Raw genomic sequence first — 25,155 nt, 5'->3', positions numbered from 1 at the left:
CCTGGAAGCTCCCCGATCCAAATTTTCAGAAGGATCAAACTGCGCCAATCTTACTTTAGATGCATATTCCATGTGCACCAAGATAACTAACAAAGCCTTTCTTAGGCAATAAGTCTGTAAAGTGTATCGTTTAGATACAGAACTACACAGTATGTCATATACATACTTGAGAAGCAACATTCTTTAAAAGGAAATGCTATGAAAAGAAAAACAATTTTCTCGTTCTTCAGGCTTATAATCCTTTTATGTGTCTCGATCCCTCTACAGGGCCAAAATTCACGTTCCTTCTTTCGCGACGATTACGTGCGCATAGGTCTAAATACGTTGGGCAAAGGATTGGATTACGGATTATCACCCAAACAAAATGTATTTAGCGGGAGATATGGAGCCGAAACAGGTTTTGTAATGGAATTTGGACGAATGTTTTATATCAAAAACAGGAATACAAAGGAACCGATCAATTATGGATTAGACTGGACACTATTATCTTTAAATTACAACAGGATGGATGAATGGATCGATTATGCCCTTGAATCCGGTGGAGAAAGTAAAAACGCAACAGATACCCGGATCGCAGTTGCAGTATCAACCAAAATTGGACCAATGATCTCTTTCAACCCAATTGAGAAAGTAGTATTGGATGCCCGGATTCAGATTGTTCCTATTATCCGGTTTTTCGATCTGATCTATCATCAGAACTCAGGTCAAGCCGACGATCGGTATTTTACATTTGCCAATTACAGCCGCGAACAAGTAGACAAAAGTTTCGATGCAGAAGATGTAAAAAACAGAATGGCCTATGGCATAGAAACCTCCTTTGGAATCACTTTACGCCGAAAGTCGATAGGATTGGCCATAGACTATATAAAAGGGGATGTAAAAACAAACTACAATGCATACGACACCGGTGTAGGAGCTACTGCCGGCAAAGAAAAAATCTCTACTCCCAATATGCAGCTCAAACTGAGCATTACGCTTTAAAATTCCAAATAACTCTTATTTGATGTCATAACAACATTATCCCCATTATGAGGTAACTTATACACTATTTGAGTCGTATAACAAGCCATACTGTATACTATTGAGCAATTAAACAGCATATTAACAACATCATGGAAATATCAAAATTCGCACCAAACATTATTCTTAATCAAACTACTTGTCCAAGATGCAAGGCAGTTACGGATTATCGTATCTCCAGCAATACATTGATTAAAGCACTATTGCCCTGGGTTAAAATCAGAAGATTTTGGTGCCCGAATTGCCGAAATAAGTTCAACACTTACGAAAAACACATTAAAAAATCTTGCTTGCTTGCTTCAAGAAAGAATATCCTTTACAGGTACTTCTAAATTTCTACTTCTTCAGCTCCTTGATATTTAAGACTGAGAATAATTCGTCAGTTCTGATCCAATTGCATAATGTAATATATATCATTTTAAAACACTACACCAAGCCCTTTAATAAGAGACATTTAGGATTAATTTTGAAAAAAAATCCTAATGCCTTACTTTTTGTGCTTACTTCTTACTTTTATTGCGCCTGCTTTATCCAAAACTGAAGAGCCTTATAAAAGATCCCATCTCCTGTTTGATTGCGAATTTGAAGAATTGAATTGCTTATCTATGTGGAATAATCAAGAAAAAGGCTTTAGTTATTCCATATTAAAAAGTGACTCAATAGCAAAAACTGGAAAGTTTTCTGTTCGAATGGAACTCAATAAAACATTTTCAACTCAAACCAACATTATAAACGCTGAATTAACATTAAAGCCTGAATCACAAGCAAAATATGAAAGATGGTACGGATTAAGTGTTTTTTTTTCAAAACACTATGTTCCAGATAATCAAGGTGAAAGTATTCTACAATGGGTTGGATATCCAGATTTTGATTTAGGTGAAACTTATCGAGGTGCAACTATATATTGCCAATCTAAAAATGGACGCTTATACCTAATAGTTCAATGGGCAAAAGACTCAGTTAACATCAAACCAGACGGAATCAAAGAAATTGATTTAGGACCGTATATTATTAATTCATGGAATGATTTAGTATTTCACATCAAATCAACTTGGGAGGAGGATGGGTTAATTGAAGTGTGGAGGAATAAAGTATTAGTTGCTAAATATAAAGGACCCAACTGCAGTAATGACAAGAAAGGATCTTACTTAAAATTAGGACTGTGGAAGACTTCTTGGACTCCTAGTATTACATCTAAAAGAACAATCTTTTATGATGATATACGGATTGGTGATGAACAAGCCTCTTATAGCGATGTTGCTCCACAACCCTGCGAAAAGAGCGATTACTGTATTAGCTTTTTCTAGGCCAATTATTCATTAATTTCACATATATTTACGTATAATTATTAAAATTATACAGTTTCTATACATAACTTCTAAGTTTCTATAATTTAGAATCAACCCCTAAGAAATTACAAATGAAAAAAAAGGCTTTAGTAACAGGTATTACAGGTCAGGACGGTGCATATCTTGCCGAATTACTATTATCCAAAGGATATGAAGTACATGGTATAAAACGCAGAAGTTCCATGTTTAATACCGATCGTATTGATCATTTATACCAGGATCCACATGACGAAGATGTTCGTTTCTTTATGCATTACGGCGATCTTTCCGATTCCACTAACCTGATCCGTATCATTCAGCAGGTACAACCTGATGAAATCTATAACCTGGGAGCCATGAGCCATGTGAAGGTAAGTTTTGATACCCCAGAATATACTGCAAATGCAGATGGTATCGGTACTCTTCGTTTGCTTGAGGCTATTCGTATTTTGGGCTTAACTAAAAAGACTAAAATCTATCAGGCATCCACATCCGAATTGTATGGATTGGTACAAGCAGTTCCACAATCAGAAACCACACCTTTTTATCCACGTTCTCCTTATGCTGTGGCTAAAATGTATGCTTACTGGATTACGGTCAACTACCGTGAGGCGTATGGCATCTTTGCCTGTAATGGAATCCTGTTTAATCATGAAAGCCCATTACGCGGAGAAACATTCGTAACCCGCAAAATCACAAGAGGGGTATCCAAGATTGCCCTTGGAATGCAGAGTTGCCTATACCTTGGAAACCTGGATGCCAAAAGAGATTGGGGACATGCCAAGGATTACGTAGAAGCCATGTGGTTGATCCTGCAACAGGAAGTCCCTGAAGACTTTGTCATTGCTACAGGTGTTACCACTACCGTTCGTGATTTCATCCGGATGGCTTTCTCTGAAGTAGGTATTCAAATTGAATTCAAAGGCGAAGGAATAGATGAAAAAGGATTCGTTGTTTCCTGCTCTAATCCCGAATACCAGGTTGAAGCAGGCACTCAGGTGGTTGCAGTAGATCCCCGTTATTTCCGTCCAACAGAGGTTGAACTTTTGATCGGTGATCCAACTAAATCCAACACCAAGCTGGGATGGATTCCTAAATATGATTTGCCAGCACTGGTTAAAGACATGATGACTTCAGATGTAGAGCTGTTCCGCAAAGAACGTACGCTTAAACAACTGGGTTATACCGTTAAAAATCAATATGAATAAGTATTACATTAAAAACATTCGGAAACTTCTAATAATCGTAAAATTAATATAAAAAAGGAAAATGTCAATAACTTGATATTTTTTAGACAATCAAGTTATTGACATAAATAAATAATGGTAAAACAGAAACAAGAGCGGATCATATAACCTTTATCCATTCCAAGATATGTTCCTTTTAACAACTTTTGCAGGATTGCCTGCTATTAAAACGGATTTTTCTTTAAAAACTCCCTTAACAACTGAATGCGAAGCAATCACACATCCATCGGGAATTACAGTTCCCTTGTAAATTGACACAAATGATCCAATCCAAACGATGTCTCCTATAGAGATTGCATTTGATTCCAATTCACTTTTTCCTTCATATTCAAGTTTATGAAAATCGTCATCAAGAAACTCACAGTTCCAAGAAATGGCACAATCTCTACCTATATTTAATTCATGCATAATTATAATATTTGTATAAGGATTAATATAAGAACCATCACCAAGTTTAACCACTGCGTCTTTTCCTATATCAAATCTGCAGCCTCTACCAATTGAAAAGCTTCCTAAAAAATCCACCTTACCCATAACATTAAAATATGTAACATCTTTATTATGTGTAAATCCGGTATTTTTTATTCCTATTTTTACAGTTCCTTTCGTACTGATATTTTTTATACCTCTTATATAAACACTTTGATGAGGAATTATATTTTTCCCCCTTGCTCTATAATAAAGTGACCTGAGTAAAACAACCCAAAAATTTGAGTTTGATTTTTCACAATCCTTAAATAATTGTTTAAGCTTTTTCATAAGTCGAAAATTTATATTCAAAAATCTATAAGCTCACCGATTTTAAATTATACATCTACAATAACTTTTAATTAGCCTTACCTTCATTAGCGTTTAAATCAACTTCATCAAATACTGTCCATATCCACTCTTGATAAGTGGGGTTGCAGCTTCTTTAAGCTGCGCTGCATTGATAAAACCCATCCGGTAAGCCACTTCTTCGATACAGCCGATCTTCAGTCCCTGGCGGTCTTCTATGACCTGTACGAACTGACCTGCCTGCATCAGGGATTCAAAGGTTCCTGTATCCAGCCAGGCTGTGCCACGACTCAATACTCCTACCTTCAGTCTGCCCTGTTCCAGGTAAACCTTGTTCACATCCGTGATCTCATATTCTCCGCGTGGAGAGGGTTTAATATTTTTGGCTATTTCGATCACCGAATTATCGTAGAAATACAATCCCGGTACTGCATAGTTGGATTTAGGATGTTCGGGTTTCTCTTCTATCGAGATCGCCTTTTTATTGGCGTCAAATTCCACTACCCCATAACGCTCCGGATCGGATACCTGGTAGGCAAATACGATTCCTCCTTTGGGTTCGCTCAGGTCCTGCAACAAATGTGACAGGCCATCGCCATAGAAGATATTGTCGCCTAAAATCAAAGCCACACTATCTATTCCCACAAAGTCTGCCCCGATTACAAAAGCCTGCGCCAGTCCATTGGGCTCTGCCTGTATTGCATACGAGAACTTGCAGCCTAACCTACTTCCATCACCCAACAGCTTTTCAAAGCCTGGCAAGTCATGCGGGGTCGAGATGATCAGAATTTCTTTGATCCCGGCCAGCATCAATATCGACAGTGGATAATAGATCATCGGTTTATCGTATACTGGCATCATTTGTTTACTGGTTGCCAGGGTTAAGGGGTGAAGCCTGGTGCCTGAGCCGCCTGCGAGTATTATTCCTTTCATGCTTGTTCTTTTAATTTGGTGATATCTAGGACACTCATTATGAATTCAATCTTTCTTTAAAGGTTTGAAATGTAGCATTGACCTGGTCTTTTTCTGATACCAGGATATCCCCTGCGGGAAGCTGCCAGTCTATAGCCAGATCGGCATCACTATAAAGCAATGACCCTTCGGAGGCTTTATTGTAATAGTTATCGCATTTATAAAAAAACTCGGCTTCAGGACTCAATACGGCAAAGCCATGGGCAAAACCTCGTGGAACGAACAGCTGTCTTTTGTTTTCTGCACTCAGCAGCACGCTGACATGCTGGCCCAGGGTAGCTGAGCCGGCACGAAGGTCTACGGCTACGTCCAGTACCGTGCCTTTGATGGCACGCACCAATTTGGCCTGTGCATGGCTTCCCTGCTGGAAGTGCAGGCCACGCAAAACGCCATAAGTGGACAGCGACTGGTTATCCTGTACAAAGTGTACAGCAAGTCCGGTCTTTTCATTAAAACCCGCTTCATTGAAACTCTCAAAGAAGTAACCCCTTGAATCGGGGTAGACGGCCGGCTCGATAATGAAACAGCCTTCGAGTTGTGTAGGGATGATATTCATGTAATTCTTTTATGCTGGGGTAATGGAATTAGCGTGCGTTATATTGCCCCTGGTAATAGGACTGGTAATTGCCCGAGGTGACGTTTTCAAGCCACTCTTCATTCTGTAGGTACCAGTCTACCGTTTTCTCCAGTCCTTCTTCAAACTGTAGACTTGGGGTCCAGTTCAGTTCCCGCTGTAATTTGGATGAATCGATCGCATAACGCAGGTCATGGCCTGCACGGTCTGTCACAAAGGTGATCAGCTTAGCTGATGTTCCTGGCTCGCGGCCCAGTTTATTATCCATAATCCTGCACAACTCATGGATCAGGTCAATGTTCTTCCATTCATTGTGACCACCGATATTATAGGTTTGTCCCGGTTCTGCACCATGGAACAGGACATCGATCGCACGGGCATGATCTTCCACCCATAACCAGTCACGGATATTATCTCCCTTACCATATACCGGTACGGGTTTGTTGTTCTTGATGTTGTTGATGGCAAGCGGAATCAGCTTCTCAGGAAAATGGAATGATCCGTAATTATTCGAACAGTTCGAGATCACTGTATTCATTCCATACGTGTCGGCATAGGCTCGTACGAAATGGTCGGAACTGGCCTTCGATGCCGAATAAGGGCTATGGGGATCATAGCCGGTCTCTTCTGTAAACAGGCCCTCTTCACCCAGTGTTCCATATACCTCGTCGGTTGAGACATGATAAAAGCGGTGTTCAGGATAGGCGTCTTTCCAGTACTTGCGCGCCGCATTAAGCAGGTTGACCGTGCCCAGCACATTAGTCATCACAAACTCTAAAGGATTGGAAATAGAGCGGTCTACATGGCTCTCTGCAGCCAGGTGGATCACCGAATCAAATGACTCTTTTTCAAAAAGGCTGTCAATAAAGGCGGCATCCACAATATCACCTTTTACGAAACGGTAATTCGGCTGCTCTTCTATATCTTTTAAATTGGCCAGGTTACCCGCATAGGTCAATTTATCCAAGTTTACGATCTGGTATTCGGGGTAGGTAGTAACAAATCTTCTGACTACATGTGATCCGATAAAACCGGCTCCCCCTGTGATGAGTATTTTCTTCATAAATTTTTTTTTGATCTTAGGTTGATTCCCTTAAAACCTTAAAAATGTTTACTAATATATAAAATAGTTAGATAGATATTTCATTATAAATCCAATGACAAAAACACAATAAGTAGAAATCCAAGTCAAAGGCATATGAAACTAAAATGAATGTTTTATCACTATCACAAATATTATTTGTAAGAAAGCTATATAAGAAAAGTCTCAGCAATAAAAAAAGTCTTATTCAACCTTGCATATAATAAACAGCAGGAAGGTAGCAACTTAAATATCAAAATGATAAAAAATAATGAGAAAAAATGAGAAATATGTGTATTTTTACTTATGGAGAAGAATAAGTTACTACCAACGTCCGAGCTCAAATCTCAGCATTGCCCTAAGTGCAATGCTCCTCATTACTACCTCCTTCAACGCTCAACTTTTATAAAATCGATATTCCCCTGGCTTCGAAAAAATAAGTACTGGTGTCCTATTTGCATGCACAGATTTCACATTAAGTCTAAAACTACTCTAATAAAGTTTATTAAACATTCCGAATTGTTATCTGAATAACAAGGATTTTTACACATGCAACTGTTTACATAAAAAGCAAAAGCAGATTTATTATTATATCATTTTTATTAATTCCAATCACATGTTTCAAAATGAAATTTATTTATACAAATATTTACATTGGTTACAATTACAGTTTTTTAAACATTCCAATAACATCCTCAACATTTAAAACAACCTCATTAATATAAATAAATGATTAATTTAAGGCTCATACCTCTAATTATGAGTTCATTCTAGCAAAACGCTAAGTTTTTATCTGCCAAAAACGTAATAATTTAACTAAAATGAACATATCAACTCCATCGATGTATTCCAATATACATTGTGAATCAACCTCCTCTTCAGTGTTAATATCCTAACATCAAATAAGCACACGGGGGCTTCCAATGTCCTAGACTAAATTAAGGCTTAAAAAAAGTAGATAGACAAGTATAAATGATTAAATTTAGTTATGAAAAAACGGGATAGTACACTCTTTGATTTCACGAATTATCAAAATATATTAGGCAATTCTAAAGCTCCTTTAAAAACTTTTGATAAACATATAGACAAGGGAGGGTTCTATGAATTAATTCGGAGTGATTTTGCGGTAATGGATTACAGCCAAAGAGGCCATCCGACTTATAAACTTACACTATTTAAGGTTCAGGATCTGCAAAGTCGGGATTGCTTAAGTGACGCACAGACCAAATTTCAGATAATAGACTGTCTAACTTTAATGCATTTAAAAGTTTTATACTGAATGACAAGATTCATTGCCCATACACGATCCTGGGGGATCAAAAAATTTTGATTATAAACGGAGTACTTGATTCACAATTGGAATTCTTTAACGGCAGAGTTAAAAAAGAGTGTCTTTACAACAAAAAACGGAAGCATGATAGATGTAAGTTTTGTGACAGTCGCAAGGCAGCGCATTAGTAGAAACGAAAATTCAGCAGTAAGAAGGTGATTTTTTGGAAGGCTAGAGCTTAAAAAAGATGCGCCATATGAATCCGATACGTACTAGGGCAAGAAGAAAAATAAGGTCTATTAAAGTTATAGAAACCATGTGAAGGCAATATCTGTTATAAACTAAATAACGGAATACAGATCAGTTCTCCCAGTATACATAACAGCGATATCGTACAGGATTTACTAAATGAGGAAGATCACGGAAAATGTATGACAGTGCTTACCGTTTTCTGGGCCCTCGATTATATATGGTACAATTATATTTATTATAGATAAGTTTAAAATGAAAAAATTATATGTAATTATTATAATTATTATATTATCAACCCAAACAATTTTTGGTCAAAAATTAAATATAAAAAATGAAATTGAAATACAAACGATAGGAACTAATTCAAAATCGGTTCCATTTTGGTTTAGATCAAATAAATTCGGTAGCCTCCCATCACCTGGCTTATCTGAAAGCATTATTTTAAGAAGTCATATGGACTACGATACATTAAAAAAAATTGTTGATTGGGGATTTGGTTTTGAAGGCAGAGGGAATATAGGAAAAGATTTTAAGTTACTTTTAATCGAAGGTTATGCTAAAATGAAAACAGGTATCTTTCAAATAAAAGCTGGAAGAGCTAAGGATGTAATGGGATTAAATGGGGATTCCATATTGTCATCTGGCAATTTTTCAATGTCTGGCAATGCCCTTGGCATTCCCAAATTAGAAATATCCATTCCCAATTATTACACTATTCCAATTTGGGATGGAATATTTTCATTTAAAGGAACATTTTCTCATGGATGGCTAAATAAACTTCCGATAAGAGATACAATTGGAGGGGATGCTAATACAGGAAACTATATTATATCAAAAAAAAATCATATAAAGACCTACTTTCATCAAAAATCATTCTATATAAGATTTGGTAAAGAATATTGGAAAATAAAATTCTATGGTGGTTTTAATCATCAAGTTTATTGGAGCAATGGAAAGGATATATATGGAGATGATTATAAATTATCCTCCTTGGAATCTTTTTTATACGTATCTACAGGCCAGACATACGGGGGGCACGGATTAAAAATAGAACGATCCAAACTAGGAAATCATTTAGGTTCAGTTGATATTGGAATTCAATATGACTTCAATAACTATAAATTGATAATTTATAGACAAAACTTCTATGACGTAGGAGGGTTAAGTAATTTAGCTAATATAAAGGATGGACTTAATGGAATAACTTTAGAAAATCAAAAACATAATAAAAATACCTTTTACTGGAAAAAAATACTTTTTGAATTATTATACACAAAAAATCAAGCTGGTGAATTAAATTCCAAACCAACGAAATCTGGAGATGAAAATTACTATAACAATTATCTATACAAAGAAGGTTGGTCCTATCAACAATTAGGCTTAGGCACACCCTTCATTAGCTTAAAAGACGATACTAAAGATGGATTAGCCTCCAATCCGCTAGATTACTTTATAAACAATAGGGTTATAGCACTACATACTGGAATAGATTTTTCCATTTATGGATGGAATTGTATTGGAAAATTCTCGTATTCAAAGAACTTCGGAACTTATGGGACTAGCGCTATTGGAAATTCATTAGGATCAATAAGACATCCAAATTACGGGAATTTATTTAAAGAAGTTAACCAATTTTCCTCATACATTGAAGGTAACAAGATATTAAAAAATGGAATTTGCTTTGGAATTGCTGCTGGTTTAGATCAAGGACATTTGCTAAACAATTCACTAGGGGGAATTTTAAAATTGTCAAAGACCTTTAATAGAAAAGTCCATTAAAAGCTTCATTTACTATTAAGATTGTTGATGTTTTTTATAAATCATACTAAATTAATGTTAAAACATATATCACTTAGACTCGGTATTTTAATAATATATAATTTTGAATTTCATAATGGAGCTACTTTTCATATTAAAGAGCAAGATTTAACCTATATAAAGCCCCACAAAACCATAAGTAATAATACTTCATATTTTCGATCACATTTGATATTTGAAACTAGTTTTGAATCAATCGCTTATTTATCTATTTGGAAAGCTCAGGAAAAACAGTCAAAATTTTCAATTCAAAGAAGTAACACAGTCTCTAAAGTTGGCAAATATTCCTTAAAAGTTACTTTAAAGAGGGATGATAAAATTATTGCAAATGGAAAAAGAGCAGAACTGGTGTTAAAACCTGAAACAGACCCCAAAAGTGAAAGATGGTATGGGTTTACCATATTCTTCCCAGATAGTTATATCTTAGATAATGAGCCTGAAAGTGTTATGCAATTGCATGATTATCCTGATTTTGATCTAGGTGAAAATTGGAGATCTCCTCCAATATCTCTTCAGACGCGAAACGGACACTTATATTTAGTCATATTATGGTCTAGGACGATTGTGAATACTTCACCAGAAGGTAAAAAAGAAATTGATTTAGGTTTATACCATAAAAAATCGTGGAATGATATTGTGTTTCATATTATACCATCTTGGGAAAACGATGGCATAATAGAAGTATGGAAGAATTCAAAATTTATAACTCAATACAAAGGACCGAATGTTTATAATGACAGAATCGGAACATATTTTAAATTAGGATTATATAAGTGGACATGGATGTTAAAAAAGGAAAAAAAGATGGTTGGAATAAACAAAAGAATTATATATTATGACGAAGTTAGGATTGGAGATAATAAGGCATCTTACAAAGATGTTGCTCCGGGTAAAATGTAAATCCAGACATCTATAATAAGACACTTTAAGTCATAAATTTAATCACTTAGTTCTGGCTTCGAAGGAGAATTGTAATTGACAATTCTTGCAGGATTACCAGCGACTACAGCATTACTCGGAACATCCTTAATAACAATACTACCCGCTCCAATAATTGCATTGTCGCCAACAATTATATTCCCTAAAATACAAACATGTGCACCAATATTTACATTATTACCAATTTTTGGACATTCTATATTTGAGAATCCCTTGTTGCCTATAGTTGTTGCATGTCTTAAAGTGCAATTGCTACCAATAATTGAGTTTCTATGTATGATTAGTCCTGGTCCATGCCAAACAACAAATCCCTTACCGATATTTAAGTTATATGGTATTTCAATGCCCAAAATCCACTCAAATATTAACTTGTAAATAATCAAATAAGGCATTAACAAGATCTTCATTAAACTATTTCTTGATGCTAAGTGTGCAATACGAAAACAAACAGTAATTAATTTGCCCTTTGTATATTTCCTATTAGCTTGCCAATCTTGAATTATTGAATATGATTTGTTCATAATATGCTTGATAAGCTGTAAAATGCTGACCTAAATTATAGAGACGTTATATAGGTTCCAATAGAACTAATTAAACTATCCGCTGCATAAGGACCCAATTTATATAGAGGTTTTAGATTATGATAGTATGTTGATAATACTATTTTCTTCAATTCAGTGATATCGTATGCTACATGTATATAATTAAGCTCATCAAATTTTTTAGCAGTAGCTAACTGATGCTCATTTCTGTGCTCTTTAAATTTCGTTAAACGGGGTATAACTACTATAGGCTTTTCCTGTTGTAAAGCTGAAATAATTGTTCCCATACCAGCATGGCTTACGATTAGCTTAGCTTTTGAAAAATGTTCATTAAACTCAATAGGAGTCATAAAATCTAATGTCTTAATATTAGATGGATGATAGTTTGACTTAGCAATTTGAGCAATAATTTCAACTTCAGGAAAAGATTCTGCGATCTCATCCATCGCCTTAATGAGTCTATCAAAGGGTTCTTGAGTACCAATTGTTACAAAAATCATGATATAACCTTTCCATTATAAATAATCTTACCAGACGCAAGGTCGGGCCATTGAGTATATATTTTATTTGCAAATCGGATTGCAATGCGTCCGCTTAAAGAAAGCTTTTGAACGTTTGCTATACTATCTACCCATATAGTTTTACATCCCATTAAACGACCTATAATTACACCCATCAGCCCAGGTGCTGCCCCAGTAGTTATAATAACATCGGGTTTGATAACTTTAATTTTTCTATAGACGGATACAAACGTTTTTATCAAATCAAATTTATTCCATCTATTTGAATCTGGAATACAATGAAATTCAAAACCCTTAACCGTATCTGCAAAACTTTGTTTTGTTGACATAAACACTAATTCAGAATCCTTAAAAGCTGGTTTCAATCTTAATAATTGCACCCAGTGACCACCTATTGATGCTATCGCCAATACTTTCATCGTTATGTTGTTAAATTTTACTACTTACTCTAAATTTTATGATTTTTGCAGGAACACCACCAACTACAGCATAAGGAGCAATATTCTTGGTTACTACCGAACCCGTACCAACGACTGACCCTTTACCAATCCTAATACCTGGTAAAACAACGACATTACTTCCAATCCAAACATCACTTTCAATTATTACTGGAGATGCCTTCGTTGATCCTTGTAAACTCATTGGAATATCCAAAGAATCATACTTATGAGTAACCGCTAGCAAGCTTACATTTTGAGCTATTAGCACATAATCACCAATAATTGCAGATTGAATATAAACATTTTCGTTAATTTGGCAGTTACTGCCTATTGAGACAGTATGTCTCATACCAAATCGAAACCCTGATTGTATTACAGTATTATTTCCAATTTTAATTAGCTTACTTAATACCCCAACTCTTAAATAATTAAATAATTTCCCCATCGGAAAGTAATTTGATGGTAAATGTTTAATAAAAAAGTAATATAAAACCAAATATACCTTTTTCATAACAACTTTTCATATACGTCATATACTCTGTTTCCTACGCTTACGGAATCTAGTTGCATTTGTTGCAATTTTTCTCTCCCATTTGAAACTCTAGAATAAAAAGGCAAGTCAACAATTCTTTTTAAAGCTTCAATGAAATCTTGAGGAACAAAGGAATCGATTACAACACAATTTTTAACGCCTAATAATAAATCACTAACATCACCAACATTAGTAGATAGAATGGGTCTATTACACGACATGGCCTCTTTAATAATTTGTGGAGACCCTTCGATGGTTGAGGTCATTAATAAAACATCAACCGAATTCATATTATTAATAACTTCAGCTCTTGTTAAATTATGAAACTCAACAATCTCAACTTCTACATAATTTGCTATCAATTCAATTATACTGGAAAAAAGAATAAAATTTTTCTCTTTACGAGCCTTATTCCCAGGAAAACCAATTCTGAATTTTTGTTCAAGCGGTCTGTCTTTTGGCATAAATAATCCCAAATCAGTTCCACAAGGAACTTTAATTAAATCTGCCGACCGATCCTTAAGCAAGTTAATCATTTCATCATTTAAAACAATTATTTTATTTACTTTTTTAAGAACTGCAAGAGTGAGGTTTTTTTGTGCAAGATGATTAAGGTAACTCTTTTTTTGATATAGCTCGCCGCTATGTAAGGTAATAACAACTGGAATCGTCAATGGTAACAACAATAGAAATAATCCAGAAATACCATAATGAATATGCACTAAATCAAATTTATTCTCTCTCAATAATACCCTTATATCATAAATAGATTTTAGATAATTTAATTTATTGCCTCTTCCATTAATAAAATAAATCTCAGCAGATACATTATTATTTTTAACCAAGACATCTATCTGTTCTTTTACATGTATTCCAAAGTAAATATAATCCTCAACTGGATACATATTTGTTATATAAAGGACTTTCATAAATTTAATTTTTGTAAATCTTGAGATATTGTGAAGTTGTCGCCTGAATTGAAAATTTCTCTATAATTAGATTTTTCGATGAAAAAACCTTTTCTTTAATGGTACCATTAGTATAGTCACTATAAATAGCAATAATCTCTTTTGCACAATCCATACTATCCTCATTGAAAAATGTAGAACCGGCTGGCAGTGTTTTCAAAATTTCATTTGGCCCATCAATATTGGTAGCTAAAACAGGAAGACCCGCAGCTAGACCCTCAACTATTGTAAGGCCGAATCCTTCGTATCTAGAAGGCTGCACCAGCAAATGATAAGAGCTCAAATTCGCATAAATCCATTCCCTATTTTTGTTACCAAGGAAAATAACTTTAGATTCTAAGCCAAGATCTTTAGCTAATTCAATAAGAAAACCTTTTGAGTCGCCCTCTCCTACTAACTCTAAACTAATATTACTTAACCCATAATTATCAATAAGAATTTTCATAGCATGCAGAAGAATATCTTGACCTTTTTTCTCGTGCATTAACCTACTTACTTGTACAATACGAAATAACTTTTTATCTGACATTTCATAGTCGCTCCGCTTTGAAAAGCTTTCCATAGGTATTCCATTATAGATCATTGCAGGATTCAGTGCTGATCTACTTTTGATATCATTCAAAACAGTAAATGATATGGCAACTAAATTATTATAGAGATCCAAATACTGTATTGGAACATTGACATCATGAATAGTAAAAATCGTTTTAAGATTTTTTTTCCAGATCATTTTTACAATTTTTCGCTCATGACTATGAAGTACGTCCGGTTTAATTCTCCAAATTAAACTATTCAGCTTAAATAAGTAAAATGGATTCAGACTACCTACAGGCCTCCTAATGTAAAAAACACTTACCTTAGTATTTAACTGTTGAACAAGTTGCATATTAACCTTGGCATTTATTATAATTAGAGAAACGTCATTGGTAACACATAAATCATTCAACATGTCAACAAGTAGAATTTGCGCACCACCAATCTCCATAGTAAAAATGCAATGGATAATTTTCATATTATATTACTATTAATTTCATTCATAATTTATTATTTTACCCACCTATTTATAATATACTCATCATTGCCCCTTGTAGAAATTACAGTCCCAGGAATTCCGGTAACAACATCATTCTTTGAGAAATTTTTAGTAACTACGCAATTAGCACCTATAGCTACATTATCACCGATATTTACATTACCTATCACAACAGCTCCGGGACCAATAAAAACATTATTGCCTATAATGGGATATCCTTTAAACTTACCCCTGGGATTATATCCGATAGTAACACCCTGTGAAATATTGCAATTATCCCCAATAACAGCTTTTGAGGAAATCACAACATTTCCAAAATGCCCAATATAAAGACCAAATCCTATTGTTGTCATTACTGGTATATCAAATCCGAATTTATAACTGTAATGTCTCAACAAAATCCTAAAGAACAAATAAACTAGTTTATTTTTTTTTCTATAATATTTGCAAAGTCTTAAATAAAAGCTATACTTAAAACCAGGAGAAATAAAATAGTGTTTAAAAAACATCCCCATTGTAGCTTTACCTGCATACCGCTGTAAATCAGATTTAATGTATTCCGAGAGCATTCTTGATTATATTTTTAAATTTGGCCTTATGTAGTCTAATTGAATTACCTGAACTGATGCTAACGTTATTCATTTTAAGAACTCCCCATATTTCATTATAAAACTTATTATGACCGTTAAGCGTTTTTGTATCCTTGTGCATCCTAAACCCTGCAATTGATTCATTTATGAAATGAATATTGCCGTAATCAGATAGCCGAATTATAAGATCAAGATCCATACAGTAATACAATAATTCATTGCAATAATTAGCTTTAACAACAGCTTCTTTCTTATAAAAAGAGCCCTGTTGAACAATATTAAAGTCATTATTTATCAAATCGAACTTTGATCTACCTTTAATCTCCCTCTGTTTTATTATATGATCTACTTCGTCAATCCAATCAACCTTTGTAGGCATAATAACAGATGCATCCAAATTCGACATATACGAATCAACCACGATTTGAATTGCATCAGGATACAATATATCATCAGAATTGATCCACCCTACTAATTCTCCCTTTGATAATTTAAAACCCTTATTTATTGCGTCAGATTGACCTTTATCCCTTTCACTTATTACAACGTCTATCTGAGATTTATATTTATTGACGATTTCCATAGTAGAATCATTGGACCCGCCATCGATTACTAAATATTGAATATTTTTATACGTCTGATTAAGTACGCTTAGAATTGTTCGTTCTATATAAGCACCTTGATTAAAAGAAGGCGTGACTATTGAAACAAGAGGAAAATTTTCCATACTATTAAATTATCTTATTGTATAATATTTATTTACTTATTATTAGGTATTTCATCTTCGCCTTTAAGTTGTTCTTAACATAAGATAAAAAACTCCTCTTGTATTCTTTATTATAAGTACCGCTAGTACCCTCAACTCTTGCAAAGCAAGGAAACGGTGACATTATGTAGTCATCAGCTATGGCTCTTAATGAGGCCTTGGCTAGTATATTCTCAAAATATATTCCATTACTGTCATTAACTAAATATTTAAATTCCATTAAATACTTATAAAAAAAAGCCGGTTTGAAACCAAATATCCTTGAGTCGCAAAAAGTTAAATTATACCTAAAGTCTAATAATAAATCAACTGTATCTAAATCCTGAATGTGTTTGTAAAAAAAATCAAAATTTAAAATCTTATGCCTTCCTGTAACTTTGAATACAAAATCTGCTTCTGATAATAAAAATGAGTTAGTACATGCATATTCCAAACAGCTGAACTCACCAAAACCTTTACCTAAATCTCTAGAATAAGAATTACCATCAAATGTTAGCACTTCCAACTTTTGACTACTAATCTCCTCTTTAAAGTAATCACTTACATCATTATTTGAATTTTCAACAAATACTATTGGTATTTCAGCATTGTCACACCAATACTTAATTGCTCTCAAATATTGCTCTCTTCTGATATCAGGACTACTAAGTGCTGTTAATATCATATTTTTAGGATCAATTGTTCCAGTTAACAAAACTATCGCTTTCATATTCTTTTTTTATTAAATTTTTCTCGTAATTCTGTAATTGGATGCTCATAATATTTGTAAATAAAATACGAAAAAACAAAAGTAAGAACTAAGAAAAGCAGAGTTTTTATCAACTGAATAATTATTTCATTGGAGCAAAAATAAAAATCCAATAACGAAATTATTATAGATCTATGGATTAAATATATCGAATACGACAGCACACTTATTATAGTAATCATACGCACAACAAGAACTTGTTTTTTTACATACCAAGTACTCATAAATGGCATAAAGCATAAGAAACATATGTCTGTAAGTGTAAAATAGAAGACCTTTGAAAACAAATGATAATTGTGCGAGTATACTCCAACAATAAATAATAAATAATAAATAAATATTAACAGCAAGCTCACAAGACCAAGAAATACTAAGGGAATTTTAAATTTTAAAAAAAGTTGTTTATAGTAAAAGCTCACCCAACTACCCAAAACTCCAAATAATATAGAATCTAATCTAAGCGGCATCATTTTTCTTATACCACTGTCCCAAGATGGATCTCTAAATAATACGACTGCTGTTCTTAAAGAAATAACGCTTATAAAAAACATAATAACTCCAAACAAAACCCTAAATTTAATTTCCTTTATGACCTTTTTAAATAGATAATCCGAAAGGATCATCAACACTGGCAATGTAAGATAAAACCACTCCTCAATTGCAAGGCTCCAAGACTCACCAAAAAATGCAGACTGTCTTTGATATGAGTTTTGCAAAAAAAGAAAGTATAAAGAAATTTGAGACCATGAAAAAACCTCTTTAAATATAAAGATATTTACAAAAAGTGTTACTAGAACGATTAAATAATAGTTGGGAACCGTTCGAAACCAGCGCCTAATCCAAAAATTTTTCAATGAATCAAAATTAAATCCATCTTCTCGATCAAACGTTTTAATAAATATTCCCCCTATTAAAAAGCCACTCAATACGAAGAATATTTCCACACCTAAGAATCCAAATACTGTAAAATTCTCTACATCAATCTTATCAGTAAAGAAAAACGCACCATGATCAATTAGTACAAATAAGATCGCCAAACATCTCAAAAAATCAAATCCAAAAATTCTATTACTATAATTTATCATAATATATTAATAGATTTAAAATTTCCTTCATTCTCATGCTTTTCACTACTTAAACCTACTTCCTTTATTCGTATAGAATTAGTTGGCCACAACGATGGATGAAATGCCAAAGCTATCAAGGTAAAATTAAATAAAACAGAAAGTAACGAATAGTTTAAATTAAAAAATGCCCCTCCAGTTGATCCACTAATTAACCAAAAACCAAAAAGAGAAATCACAAAGAGGTTGTAAATATTAGGCTTAAGAACCATTCCTTTTAAGATACGGTATAAAAAATAAAACAACATAAAAAATGCGATTAGACCCGATTGAAGAATTAAAGCAAGATAACTAGAATGAGGATCATTTAATTGTTCATAGAAATCCTTCAAAGCATAATTCATATTAGTTAGAAAATATAAAGAATCCCCATATCCCAAATAAGGCTCTTGATAGATACCCAATAATGCAGTACTCCAAATTTTTGTCCGAAATTCCAAATCGTCCTCTACATTTGCGCCACCTAAATTATATGCAGAGTAAATACGATAGAGAACATAAAAGACAATAAAAAAGACAATCGTTTTTGTTGTCTTTTTTTTCTGTATTTTTAAGTTAAAAAAATATTGAATAAAACATCCCACGATAACCCCTAATAATACAGATCTACTGTCAGTATATATTAAATAAGCAATACATAGAGCTAGTGAAATTATATATATAACCCTTCTATTAATTAATACCAAATAAAACGAAATCAAGCTTGCAAAACCAGCTAACACCGCTGTCACCGCAAAAAAGAATAACCCACCAAGTCTTCCTGTCATCGTATGATTTCCAAACGAAAGTGTCCCACCTGTCTTAAAGTGTACTATAAGACTTAAAAATAATGCTACATGAAAAAAAACAAGCATTATTTTCAATACTGTCTTAAACTGAATACTCCATGAAATATTTGCCATTAGGATTATTAAAACTTGAGTAAAAACAATATTCATCATATTATTCAAAGAAACTTGATAATTAGATCGAAAGAAATGTATAAGTATCAAAAAAACAATTAATGAATAAAAATGAGCGCTTTTAGGAAATTTAAATGAAAGAGGAAACCTTTTCAGTATAAAAAAACAATTACAATACCAATATTAAATAATAAAAGTGAACCATAATTCCTTGTTTCGTTTGTAAAGCCTTGGCCATCAAAAAAGCCAAAAACAAAAATCCAAACCAAAAAACACATTAACAAAATCCATTTTTTCATCTTATAGATGTTTCAATTAAAATGAGTTTAATCCTTTTTGTATTATACACCCTTTTCTCGATATACTTTAACATATGCAAGTAAAGGCTTGTATGCACTCCTGAAAAATATAAATATTATAAATATGAATATCAAAACTGAGATTGCAGAAATGATCATGATTCCAAATATGGGTTTGACTAGCTCAATATGTAAATAACCTTTAATATAGCTAGAAATCATAACTGTTATTATACCTGTAAATAAAATGGGCAGCATTACCTCCTTAAGATATTTAGAAACACTTAACCCTAATTTTTTTAAGCAGTAGAAGACAACATACCAATTAAGCGTAAAAAACTTAGACAAAAATGTCCCAATGGCAATCCCTAGTAATCCATATTGCTTACCTAAAACGTACCCTAACGATAAGTTCAATACCCCTGCCAATAGGGTTAATTTATTAAAGGGCCATTTACCCATATTCCAAACAAAATTTCCTGCAACAGAATGTTGAACCTCAAAAAAAGCAATCAATGCAAAAAACACAACTAAGTTTAATCCCAATGAATGCTGTACCCCAACCCATATTGAAATAAGTTCATTAAAAACTGACAATAAAGTAACTAAAAAAATACCAATAACAAACAAACATACGGTAGTTGTTCGAACATAATAATTAACTAAGTTCTCATGATTTTTTTGAATATATTGTTTTGCTATAAAAGGTCCCATGCTTTGATTTAAAACTAATGAAATTGCTAAACCATAAGTAAATAACTGTTGGTTAATTGCATAATCCGATATTTGATTAGGACCCAAAACAATAGATGCTATAAAAACACTGCCTTGTGTAGTCAACCATGTACCTATTTGGTTAATTGCTAAAGGAAATGATTGCTTATATATACTTTTGACTATCTGGATTTTAATAAGCTCACCTACAGAAAGTTTTATTCTGAAAATTGATATATGCCTGAAATATAATATAAAGTGTAATACTACAAGCTGTATGAAATTTTGAAGAAAAAAAGCTAATGAAACAAAAATAATTGAATGATAAAAAGGCAAGAAAACGATAAGAGAGACAAAATAAAATATTTGAACTACACTCCGAACAATGCTATCATATCCAATATCCCTATAACCTGTAAGAATCGCAGTTGGAATATTAGATAACATGTTACAAATTATTCCTAAAATAAAAACAACAAATGCAATACTGAAGGTACTAGAAGAAAATGAATCATTATGAAAATAGCTGTAAGCAAAATATATAATAAACCCAAATACAAAAAGCAGTGTATTAAATGAAAATAAAGCTGTAAAGTAAATTTGTTTTGTTTTGAATGAACGGAACATTTGCACACCATTATCTTGTTGAGTTGATTCATCAGAATTATCGAGATAAGCAATGATTCTAGATATTGATGAAACTAATCCTAAATCTGAAATTTGAAGAAATGCGCCAATTGAAAAAAAAATATACCAGGTATTTAATTGGTCGGAAGGCAAATATTTAAATAACAAAGGCGTTTGAAAAACACCTATTAAAATGCTCAATACGAACTTTATCCATGAAAATGAAATTCCTTTTAAAATCCTTTGAAAATCACTACCCTTTTTTAACATTATAATGTATTGTTTTTGGTAAGATTATTATAAAATCACTTAAACCCTTTACTTAACCTATCTAATAAACTCCGTTTCTTATTATTGCTATGGCCATAATCGCCATAACCATAGCCATAACCTCCATAACCATAGCCATAACCATAACCACCATCTAGTTTAATGTCATTAATTAATACAGATATTTGCTTCATCTTTTTATTGCTGTACAAATCCTGGATAATAGCCAACTGGGATTTATACGTATATCCTTGCCTAACTACATATAAGGTCAGATCTGAATATTTACTTAACAACTGAGCGTCAGTTACTAATCCAACAGGCGGAGCATCTATAATAATATAGTCGAATTGCGCCTTCAATGCCTCCATCAAATCATCTAACCTCTTAGTAAGGATAGTTTCAGCTGGATTTGGAGGAATAGGGCCAGAACTAATAATATACAGATTAGGTAAAACTCCAGATTCGACAATAATGTCATTAATATCTGTCTCTTCAGATATTATGTAGTTAGTAACACCAAAAGAATTAGACAAATTCAATTTACTACTCAAGTTCGGCTTCCTTAAATCCATCTCCATCACAACTACTTTTTTTCCGGAAATAGCTAATACATTTGCTAAATTTAAAGAAATGAAAGACTTACCCTCTCCGGACATGCTTGATGTCAAAAGTATTGTTTTTTCATCTCCCTTAAGGAAGAATGAAAGATTGGTACGCAAAGACCTAAACTGTTCTGCTATTGGAGTTCGTGATTCATTATTTATAATTATATCGGCACCAGAATCGTTATTTCCTATTTCTGCTATAATAGATACAATTGTATTATCTGTAATATCCTGTTTGGTAACAACCCTTGTATTAAGTAATCCCTTAAAATAAATAAGTGACAAAGGAATTATTAAACCTATTGCAAGACCAACTAACAAAATCATTCTCTTATTAGGCTTAAAAGGAATAGGGTTCGCTTTAGGAAGATCAATAACCTTTGAATTAGATATATTAGAAGTCTTTGAGATTGCAGTTTCTTCTCGTTTTTGCAATAAGAAAATATATAACTCTTGTTTAATTTGTTGTTGTCGTGCTAGATCTAAATATGTTCTTTCGGCAGCAGGGACTTTTCTTATTTCTCCTTCAACTAAACCTGTTCTTTGCCTTAACTTATTTCGAGTAATAATTAAAGAACTACGAGTATTGGATAGGTTTGAAAGCATATCTATTCTTAAATTTGAAATCTGCTCTTCCAAGTTTTGTATATATGGATTATTTTCAGTAGAAGATAGTGACTGACGATCACGATCAAGCAATAAGGTATTATACCTTTCTATTAAACCACTAAAAACCATATCTTCCGGAAGCACTGCACTAGGAAGAACCCTCTTATTTTTAGATCCATCTTTTAGATAATTTTCCAAGGAATTCAGAATTGACAATTGAGTTTCTACTTTTGCCAATTCATCTATATATTGGCCGCTACTCTGAATCAAGACCTTTGATTGTTCAGTAATATCAGTGATTTTACTTTTTTGCTTAAAGTTTTGAATACTACCCTCAATATCTCCCAATTCTTGGCCAACATATTGTAAGCGATTTTCTATAAAAGATATAGTACTATCTGCAATGAGATTCTTATCTGTTATATTTCCTTGAACGTACTTTTCTATCAGTGAATTCAAAATCAATTCACCCTTTTGGGGAATTGGATAGTTAAAAATTAAATCAATAGTACTAACCTGTTTATTTGTTACTGATACTGATAATTCGTTCATAAAAGCAGAAACTGTTTGATCTATAGAAGTAACTTCAAATTTATAAAAGTCTTTTTTTCTCAAAATTCCAACATTCCTTACAAAATTAACCTTGCCGATATTATCGAGGAATAATGGTTGATTATACTTAACCGTTTTTGTAACATCCTCATTAGTAATTTCAAATGTATTTGAATCAAGAAATTTAACATCAAAAGAGGCAGATTGTATTGTGTCCCTTGTGTTTAACAGTTGGACAGTAAAGGGCGGTTCTATTAATTCAATATCCCTAATATTACCTTTGGAATAATAGGTAATATTCAAATTTAAGCCTCTCACTACCTTTTCCATCAACATCCGAGTTTTTAAAACTTCGGCTTCATTATCAACGGAACTTTTTGAACCCAAAAGGCTACTTAAATCAAGTAAATCATTTTGTGCACCAAGTCCAGATCCATTCTTCTCATCATTAAATAAAACCTTTGCGCTGATTTTATAAACAGGAGTATAGTATCTTGAATAAAAAAATGCTCCTGATAAGCAAATCACTGTACTCAATAATACCCAAAACCAGTTCGCTAATATTTTCCCAACAAATTGCAAAAACTCTTTTGTCTCGTCTTTACTTGTTGTTTCCCTAGGCGGATTTTCCTGCCAATTATTCATATAGAAATGGTTAGATTCTTGTTAATAAAACTATTAGAACTGACAGTATCGATCCCACAATCGCTAATGATTGTGTTCTTGCTACGTTATTTGCAGCAATCTTACCTTTTCCTGGTTCTATATAAATCACGTCATTTTGCTTTAAATAAAAATATGGAGACTTTAAGATATCAGATGAATTCAAATTGAATCGAATAAACTCCTTTTTATCTGCATTATCTCTTATTAAGAGCACATTATCTCGCTTTCCATAGATAGTCAAGTCGCCTGCCAATCCTATTGCATCTAATAAAGTAACTTTCTCGTTCGGAACAGTATAAGCAGCAGGTCTGTTTACCTCTCCGATTACTGTTATCTTGTAATTTGCAAATCGCACTTGAACTGTTGGATCTTTAAAAAAAAAAGTCGCTTTTTGTTGTATCAACTCCCTTGCTTGGTATGTTGTTAAACCACCAAGCTTCAAAGCACCAATCATAGGTATAGCTACATTCCCATTTTTATCTACCAAAAATCCAGTAATTAACTGCTGACCTGTTGAAGAAGCGGAACTAGCACCTACGGCAGGCATTGCGGATACCTGATTGACTGCTGCAGTAGTTGTAGGATCTATTGTTTGCACAGTTATGCTCAATATATCATCCGGTTGTATCACAGGTTCTTTGAATTCAGCAGGAGTAATACTCCTTAATATCGCAGTATCAGGCATATCTGTGAAATAAACCGATTTTTTTGTTACAACACAGGAAGGCAAAGCCATAATCACAAAGATTGCCATGGCTATTAACAAATGAGTTGAGAGCAGTTTTTTTATCATAGTTTATCAGAAGTTTTTTTTAATTCAAAATTAATATGTGATACAAAAAGTGATGCAATCTAGTAATATTTTTGATAGATATCACATTTTTTTACAAATATTCACAGTAATTCCCTGTTAATTGTTGATTTTAATAAAAGAGATAGAAAATTACAATCGCCAAAAAAATAAGTTTGATGACTCAAAAAAATAAAATTTATATCTTTTCAAAGTGTTTATTAATCTTCTTTGATATAATAAATATACCTAATAGCTTACATAAAAGATTCATATTTTCATAAATATTTTAATTGACAAATGATGATTTTCATTTAAGGCAAGCCCCCTCGATTGTTGGCTACACCTCACTCTTAAGCACTTACAAAACAAACAAAATTAAAAGCATCCGATCGTATACTAATTTATATACATCAAGAACTTAATTCGATGGAATGAATTCCACCTGTTTATTCCTTCTTAAACGAAATCCGCCCTTTTCGGATAGTATCCCAAAAGGTTTCCTCTACCGGGACCCTTTTACCAATCTCCCCTCCCTGCTTATCTATCTTATTATTCAGTCCCAGCATCAACAAA

The 25,155-nt window shown here is 33.1% G+C and carries 24 protein-coding genes; 6 read left to right on the top strand and 18 right to left on the bottom strand.

The window, feature by feature from the left end; genetic code table 11:
* The first annotated feature begins 198 nt into the window (after positions 1-198).
* From ADIARSV_RS12640 to gmd, 3 genes are all read left to right on the top strand, one after another.
* Positions 199-981 carry a hypothetical protein gene (locus ADIARSV_RS12640; RefSeq protein ID WP_152439875.1) on the top strand — a complete coding sequence of 261 codons (783 nt, stop codon included), beginning with the start codon at positions 199-201 and terminating at the stop codon, positions 979-981.
* Between the two features lie 521 nt (positions 982-1,502).
* Positions 1,503-2,327, top strand: coding sequence for a polysaccharide lyase (locus tag ADIARSV_RS12635; protein ID WP_016195938.1), 825 nt, complete (start codon positions 1,503-1,505; stop codon positions 2,325-2,327).
* Between the two features lie 113 nt (positions 2,328-2,440).
* Positions 2,441-3,556, top strand: coding sequence for a GDP-mannose 4,6-dehydratase (gene gmd / locus ADIARSV_RS12630; RefSeq protein ID WP_016195937.1), 1,116 nt, complete (start codon positions 2,441-2,443; stop codon positions 3,554-3,556).
* A 150-nt stretch (positions 3,557-3,706) separates the two neighbouring features.
* On the opposite strand, the gene ADIARSV_RS12625 is transcribed toward gmd, so the two are convergent.
* From ADIARSV_RS12625 to rfbB, 4 genes are all read right to left on the bottom strand, one after another.
* Complete coding sequence (locus tag ADIARSV_RS12625) at positions 3,707-4,354, bottom strand: acyltransferase (RefSeq protein WP_016195936.1); 648 nt, start codon at positions 4,352-4,354, stop codon at positions 3,707-3,709.
* 93 nt (positions 4,355-4,447) lie between these two features.
* The gene (gene rfbA / locus ADIARSV_RS12620) at positions 4,448-5,305 is read right to left on the bottom strand and encodes a glucose-1-phosphate thymidylyltransferase RfbA (protein ID WP_016195935.1); all 858 of its coding nucleotides are present in this window, start codon (positions 5,303-5,305) and stop codon (positions 4,448-4,450) included.
* Between the two features lie 37 nt (positions 5,306-5,342).
* Positions 5,343-5,900: a dTDP-4-dehydrorhamnose 3,5-epimerase gene (gene rfbC, locus ADIARSV_RS12615; RefSeq protein ID WP_016195934.1), complete on the bottom strand. Its 558-nt coding sequence runs from the start codon at positions 5,898-5,900 to the stop codon at positions 5,343-5,345.
* Between the two features lie 28 nt (positions 5,901-5,928).
* Positions 5,929-6,981, bottom strand: a complete 1,053-nt coding sequence (gene rfbB / locus ADIARSV_RS12610) for a dTDP-glucose 4,6-dehydratase (RefSeq protein ID WP_016195933.1) — start codon at positions 6,979-6,981, stop codon at positions 5,929-5,931.
* A gap of 1,006 nt (positions 6,982-7,987) precedes the next feature.
* Here rfbB and ADIARSV_RS12605 point away from each other — a divergent pair.
* The 3 genes from ADIARSV_RS12605 (at position 7,988) to ADIARSV_RS12595 (ending at position 11,239) form a co-directional block, all read left to right on the top strand.
* Positions 7,988-8,278 (top strand): hypothetical protein, encoded by a 291-nt coding sequence (locus ADIARSV_RS12605; RefSeq protein ID WP_083936581.1) that lies wholly within the window; start codon positions 7,988-7,990, stop codon positions 8,276-8,278.
* A 495-nt stretch (positions 8,279-8,773) separates the two neighbouring features.
* Positions 8,774-10,300 carry a capsule assembly Wzi family protein gene (locus ADIARSV_RS12600; RefSeq protein ID WP_016195932.1) on the top strand — a complete coding sequence of 509 codons (1,527 nt, stop codon included), beginning with the start codon at positions 8,774-8,776 and terminating at the stop codon, positions 10,298-10,300.
* 54 nt (positions 10,301-10,354) lie between these two features.
* Entirely contained in the window at positions 10,355-11,239 is an 885-nt protein-coding gene (locus ADIARSV_RS12595) for a polysaccharide lyase (protein WP_160166665.1), read from the top strand.
* 38 nt (positions 11,240-11,277) lie between these two features.
* Here ADIARSV_RS12595 and ADIARSV_RS12590 read toward each other — a convergent pair whose 3' ends face one another.
* The 14 genes from ADIARSV_RS12590 to ADIARSV_RS12525 all read right to left on the bottom strand — a co-directional run bounded on the left by ADIARSV_RS12590 (position 11,278) and on the right by ADIARSV_RS12525 (position 24,582).
* The gene (locus ADIARSV_RS12590; RefSeq protein ID WP_016195930.1) at positions 11,278-11,799 is read right to left on the bottom strand and encodes a serine O-acetyltransferase; all 522 of its coding nucleotides are present in this window, start codon (positions 11,797-11,799) and stop codon (positions 11,278-11,280) included.
* A gap of 35 nt (positions 11,800-11,834) precedes the next feature.
* Positions 11,835-12,320 carry a PssE/Cps14G family polysaccharide biosynthesis glycosyltransferase gene (gene pssE / locus ADIARSV_RS12585; RefSeq protein WP_040299999.1) on the bottom strand — a complete coding sequence of 162 codons (486 nt, stop codon included), beginning with the start codon at positions 12,318-12,320 and terminating at the stop codon, positions 11,835-11,837.
* Positions 12,317-12,760, bottom strand: coding sequence for a glycosyltransferase family 28 protein (locus tag ADIARSV_RS12580; RefSeq protein WP_016195928.1), 444 nt, complete (start codon positions 12,758-12,760; stop codon positions 12,317-12,319). The genes pssE and ADIARSV_RS12580 overlap by 4 nt, the downstream gene beginning before the upstream one ends.
* Positions 12,761-12,770: 10 nt before the next feature.
* Positions 12,771-13,292, bottom strand: a complete 522-nt coding sequence (locus tag ADIARSV_RS12575; RefSeq protein ID WP_083936580.1) for an acyltransferase — start codon at positions 13,290-13,292, stop codon at positions 12,771-12,773.
* Positions 13,289-14,242: a glycosyltransferase family 4 protein gene (locus ADIARSV_RS12570; RefSeq protein WP_040299997.1), complete on the bottom strand. Its 954-nt coding sequence runs from the start codon at positions 14,240-14,242 to the stop codon at positions 13,289-13,291. The genes ADIARSV_RS12575 and ADIARSV_RS12570 overlap by 4 nt, the downstream gene beginning before the upstream one ends.
* Before the next feature lie 4 nt (positions 14,243-14,246).
* Positions 14,247-15,293: a glycosyltransferase gene (locus ADIARSV_RS12565; protein WP_016195925.1), complete on the bottom strand. Its 1,047-nt coding sequence runs from the start codon at positions 15,291-15,293 to the stop codon at positions 14,247-14,249.
* 32 nt (positions 15,294-15,325) lie between these two features.
* Positions 15,326-15,883 (bottom strand): serine O-acetyltransferase, encoded by a 558-nt coding sequence (locus ADIARSV_RS12560; RefSeq protein WP_016195924.1) that lies wholly within the window; start codon positions 15,881-15,883, stop codon positions 15,326-15,328.
* Entirely contained in the window at positions 15,864-16,631 is a 768-nt protein-coding gene (locus tag ADIARSV_RS12555; RefSeq protein ID WP_016195923.1) for a glycosyltransferase family 2 protein, read from the bottom strand. The genes ADIARSV_RS12560 and ADIARSV_RS12555 overlap by 20 nt, the downstream gene beginning before the upstream one ends.
* Positions 16,632-16,659: 28 nt before the next feature.
* Positions 16,660-17,379, bottom strand: coding sequence for a hypothetical protein (locus ADIARSV_RS12550; protein ID WP_016195922.1), 720 nt, complete (start codon positions 17,377-17,379; stop codon positions 16,660-16,662).
* Entirely contained in the window at positions 17,376-18,503 is a 1,128-nt protein-coding gene (locus tag ADIARSV_RS12545; protein ID WP_016195921.1) for an acyltransferase family protein, read from the bottom strand. The genes ADIARSV_RS12550 and ADIARSV_RS12545 overlap by 4 nt, the downstream gene beginning before the upstream one ends.
* The gene (locus ADIARSV_RS12540; RefSeq protein WP_160166664.1) at positions 18,500-19,444 is read right to left on the bottom strand and encodes an O-antigen ligase family protein; all 945 of its coding nucleotides are present in this window, start codon (positions 19,442-19,444) and stop codon (positions 18,500-18,502) included. The genes ADIARSV_RS12545 and ADIARSV_RS12540 overlap by 4 nt, the downstream gene beginning before the upstream one ends.
* 341 nt (positions 19,445-19,785) lie before the next feature.
* A complete protein-coding gene (locus tag ADIARSV_RS12535; protein WP_016195918.1) occupies positions 19,786-21,354 on the bottom strand; it encodes a lipopolysaccharide biosynthesis protein in 1,569 nt (522 codons plus the stop codon).
* A gap of 35 nt (positions 21,355-21,389) precedes the next feature.
* Positions 21,390-23,768: a GumC family protein gene (locus ADIARSV_RS12530; RefSeq protein WP_016195917.1), complete on the bottom strand. Its 2,379-nt coding sequence runs from the start codon at positions 23,766-23,768 to the stop codon at positions 21,390-21,392.
* 10 nt (positions 23,769-23,778) lie between these two features.
* Entirely contained in the window at positions 23,779-24,582 is an 804-nt protein-coding gene (locus ADIARSV_RS12525; RefSeq protein WP_016195916.1) for a polysaccharide biosynthesis/export family protein, read from the bottom strand.
* Positions 24,583-25,155: the final 573 nt, after the last annotated feature.

The organism is Arcticibacter svalbardensis MN12-7, from assembly GCF_000403135.1.
GTDB classification, from domain to species: Bacteria; Bacteroidota; Bacteroidia; order Sphingobacteriales; family Sphingobacteriaceae; genus Arcticibacter; species Arcticibacter svalbardensis.
Note: the sequence above shows the minus strand (reverse complement) of the source record. Positions and strands in the feature narration are given on the sequence as shown.

Coding starts and splice junctions, on each gene's coding strand:
- ADIARSV_RS12640 (WP_152439875.1), top strand. CDS start 199: ATGAAAAGAAAAACAATTTTCTCGTTCTTCAGGCTTATAATCCTTTTA.
- ADIARSV_RS12635 (WP_016195938.1), top strand. CDS start 1,503: ATGCCTTACTTTTTGTGCTTACTTCTTACTTTTATTGCGCCTGCTTTA.
- gmd (WP_016195937.1), top strand. CDS start 2,441: ATGAAAAAAAAGGCTTTAGTAACAGGTATTACAGGTCAGGACGGTGCA.
- ADIARSV_RS12625 (WP_016195936.1), bottom strand. CDS start 4,354: ATGAAAAAGCTTAAACAATTATTTAAGGATTGTGAAAAATCAAACTCA.
- rfbA (WP_016195935.1), bottom strand. CDS start 5,305: ATGAAAGGAATAATACTCGCAGGCGGCTCAGGCACCAGGCTTCACCCC.
- rfbC (WP_016195934.1), bottom strand. CDS start 5,900: ATGAATATCATCCCTACACAACTCGAAGGCTGTTTCATTATCGAGCCG.
- rfbB (WP_016195933.1), bottom strand. CDS start 6,981: ATGAAGAAAATACTCATCACAGGGGGAGCCGGTTTTATCGGATCACAT.
- ADIARSV_RS12605 (WP_083936581.1), top strand. CDS start 7,988: ATGAAAAAACGGGATAGTACACTCTTTGATTTCACGAATTATCAAAAT.
- ADIARSV_RS12600 (WP_016195932.1), top strand. CDS start 8,774: ATGAAAAAATTATATGTAATTATTATAATTATTATATTATCAACCCAA.
- ADIARSV_RS12595 (WP_160166665.1), top strand. CDS start 10,355: ATGTTAAAACATATATCACTTAGACTCGGTATTTTAATAATATATAAT.
- ADIARSV_RS12590 (WP_016195930.1), bottom strand. CDS start 11,799: ATGAACAAATCATATTCAATAATTCAAGATTGGCAAGCTAATAGGAAA.
- pssE (WP_040299999.1), bottom strand. CDS start 12,320: ATGATTTTTGTAACAATTGGTACTCAAGAACCCTTTGATAGACTCATT.
- ADIARSV_RS12580 (WP_016195928.1), bottom strand. CDS start 12,760: ATGAAAGTATTGGCGATAGCATCAATAGGTGGTCACTGGGTGCAATTA.
- ADIARSV_RS12575 (WP_083936580.1), bottom strand. CDS start 13,292: ATGAAAAAGGTATATTTGGTTTTATATTACTTTTTTATTAAACATTTA.
- ADIARSV_RS12570 (WP_040299997.1), bottom strand. CDS start 14,242: ATGAAAGTCCTTTATATAACAAATATGTATCCAGTTGAGGATTATATT.
- ADIARSV_RS12565 (WP_016195925.1), bottom strand. CDS start 15,293: ATGAAAATTATCCATTGCATTTTTACTATGGAGATTGGTGGTGCGCAA.
- ADIARSV_RS12560 (WP_016195924.1), bottom strand. CDS start 15,883: ATGCTCTCGGAATACATTAAATCTGATTTACAGCGGTATGCAGGTAAA.
- ADIARSV_RS12555 (WP_016195923.1), bottom strand. CDS start 16,631: ATGGAAAATTTTCCTCTTGTTTCAATAGTCACGCCTTCTTTTAATCAA.
- ADIARSV_RS12550 (WP_016195922.1), bottom strand. CDS start 17,379: ATGAAAGCGATAGTTTTGTTAACTGGAACAATTGATCCTAAAAATATG.
- ADIARSV_RS12545 (WP_016195921.1), bottom strand. CDS start 18,503: ATGATAAATTATAGTAATAGAATTTTTGGATTTGATTTTTTGAGATGT.
- ADIARSV_RS12540 (WP_160166664.1), bottom strand. CDS start 19,444: ATGGCAAATATTTCATGGAGTATTCAGTTTAAGACAGTATTGAAAATA.
- ADIARSV_RS12535 (WP_016195918.1), bottom strand. CDS start 21,354: ATGTTAAAAAAGGGTAGTGATTTTCAAAGGATTTTAAAAGGAATTTCA.
- ADIARSV_RS12530 (WP_016195917.1), bottom strand. CDS start 23,768: ATGAATAATTGGCAGGAAAATCCGCCTAGGGAAACAACAAGTAAAGAC.
- ADIARSV_RS12525 (WP_016195916.1), bottom strand. CDS start 24,582: ATGATAAAAAAACTGCTCTCAACTCATTTGTTAATAGCCATGGCAATC.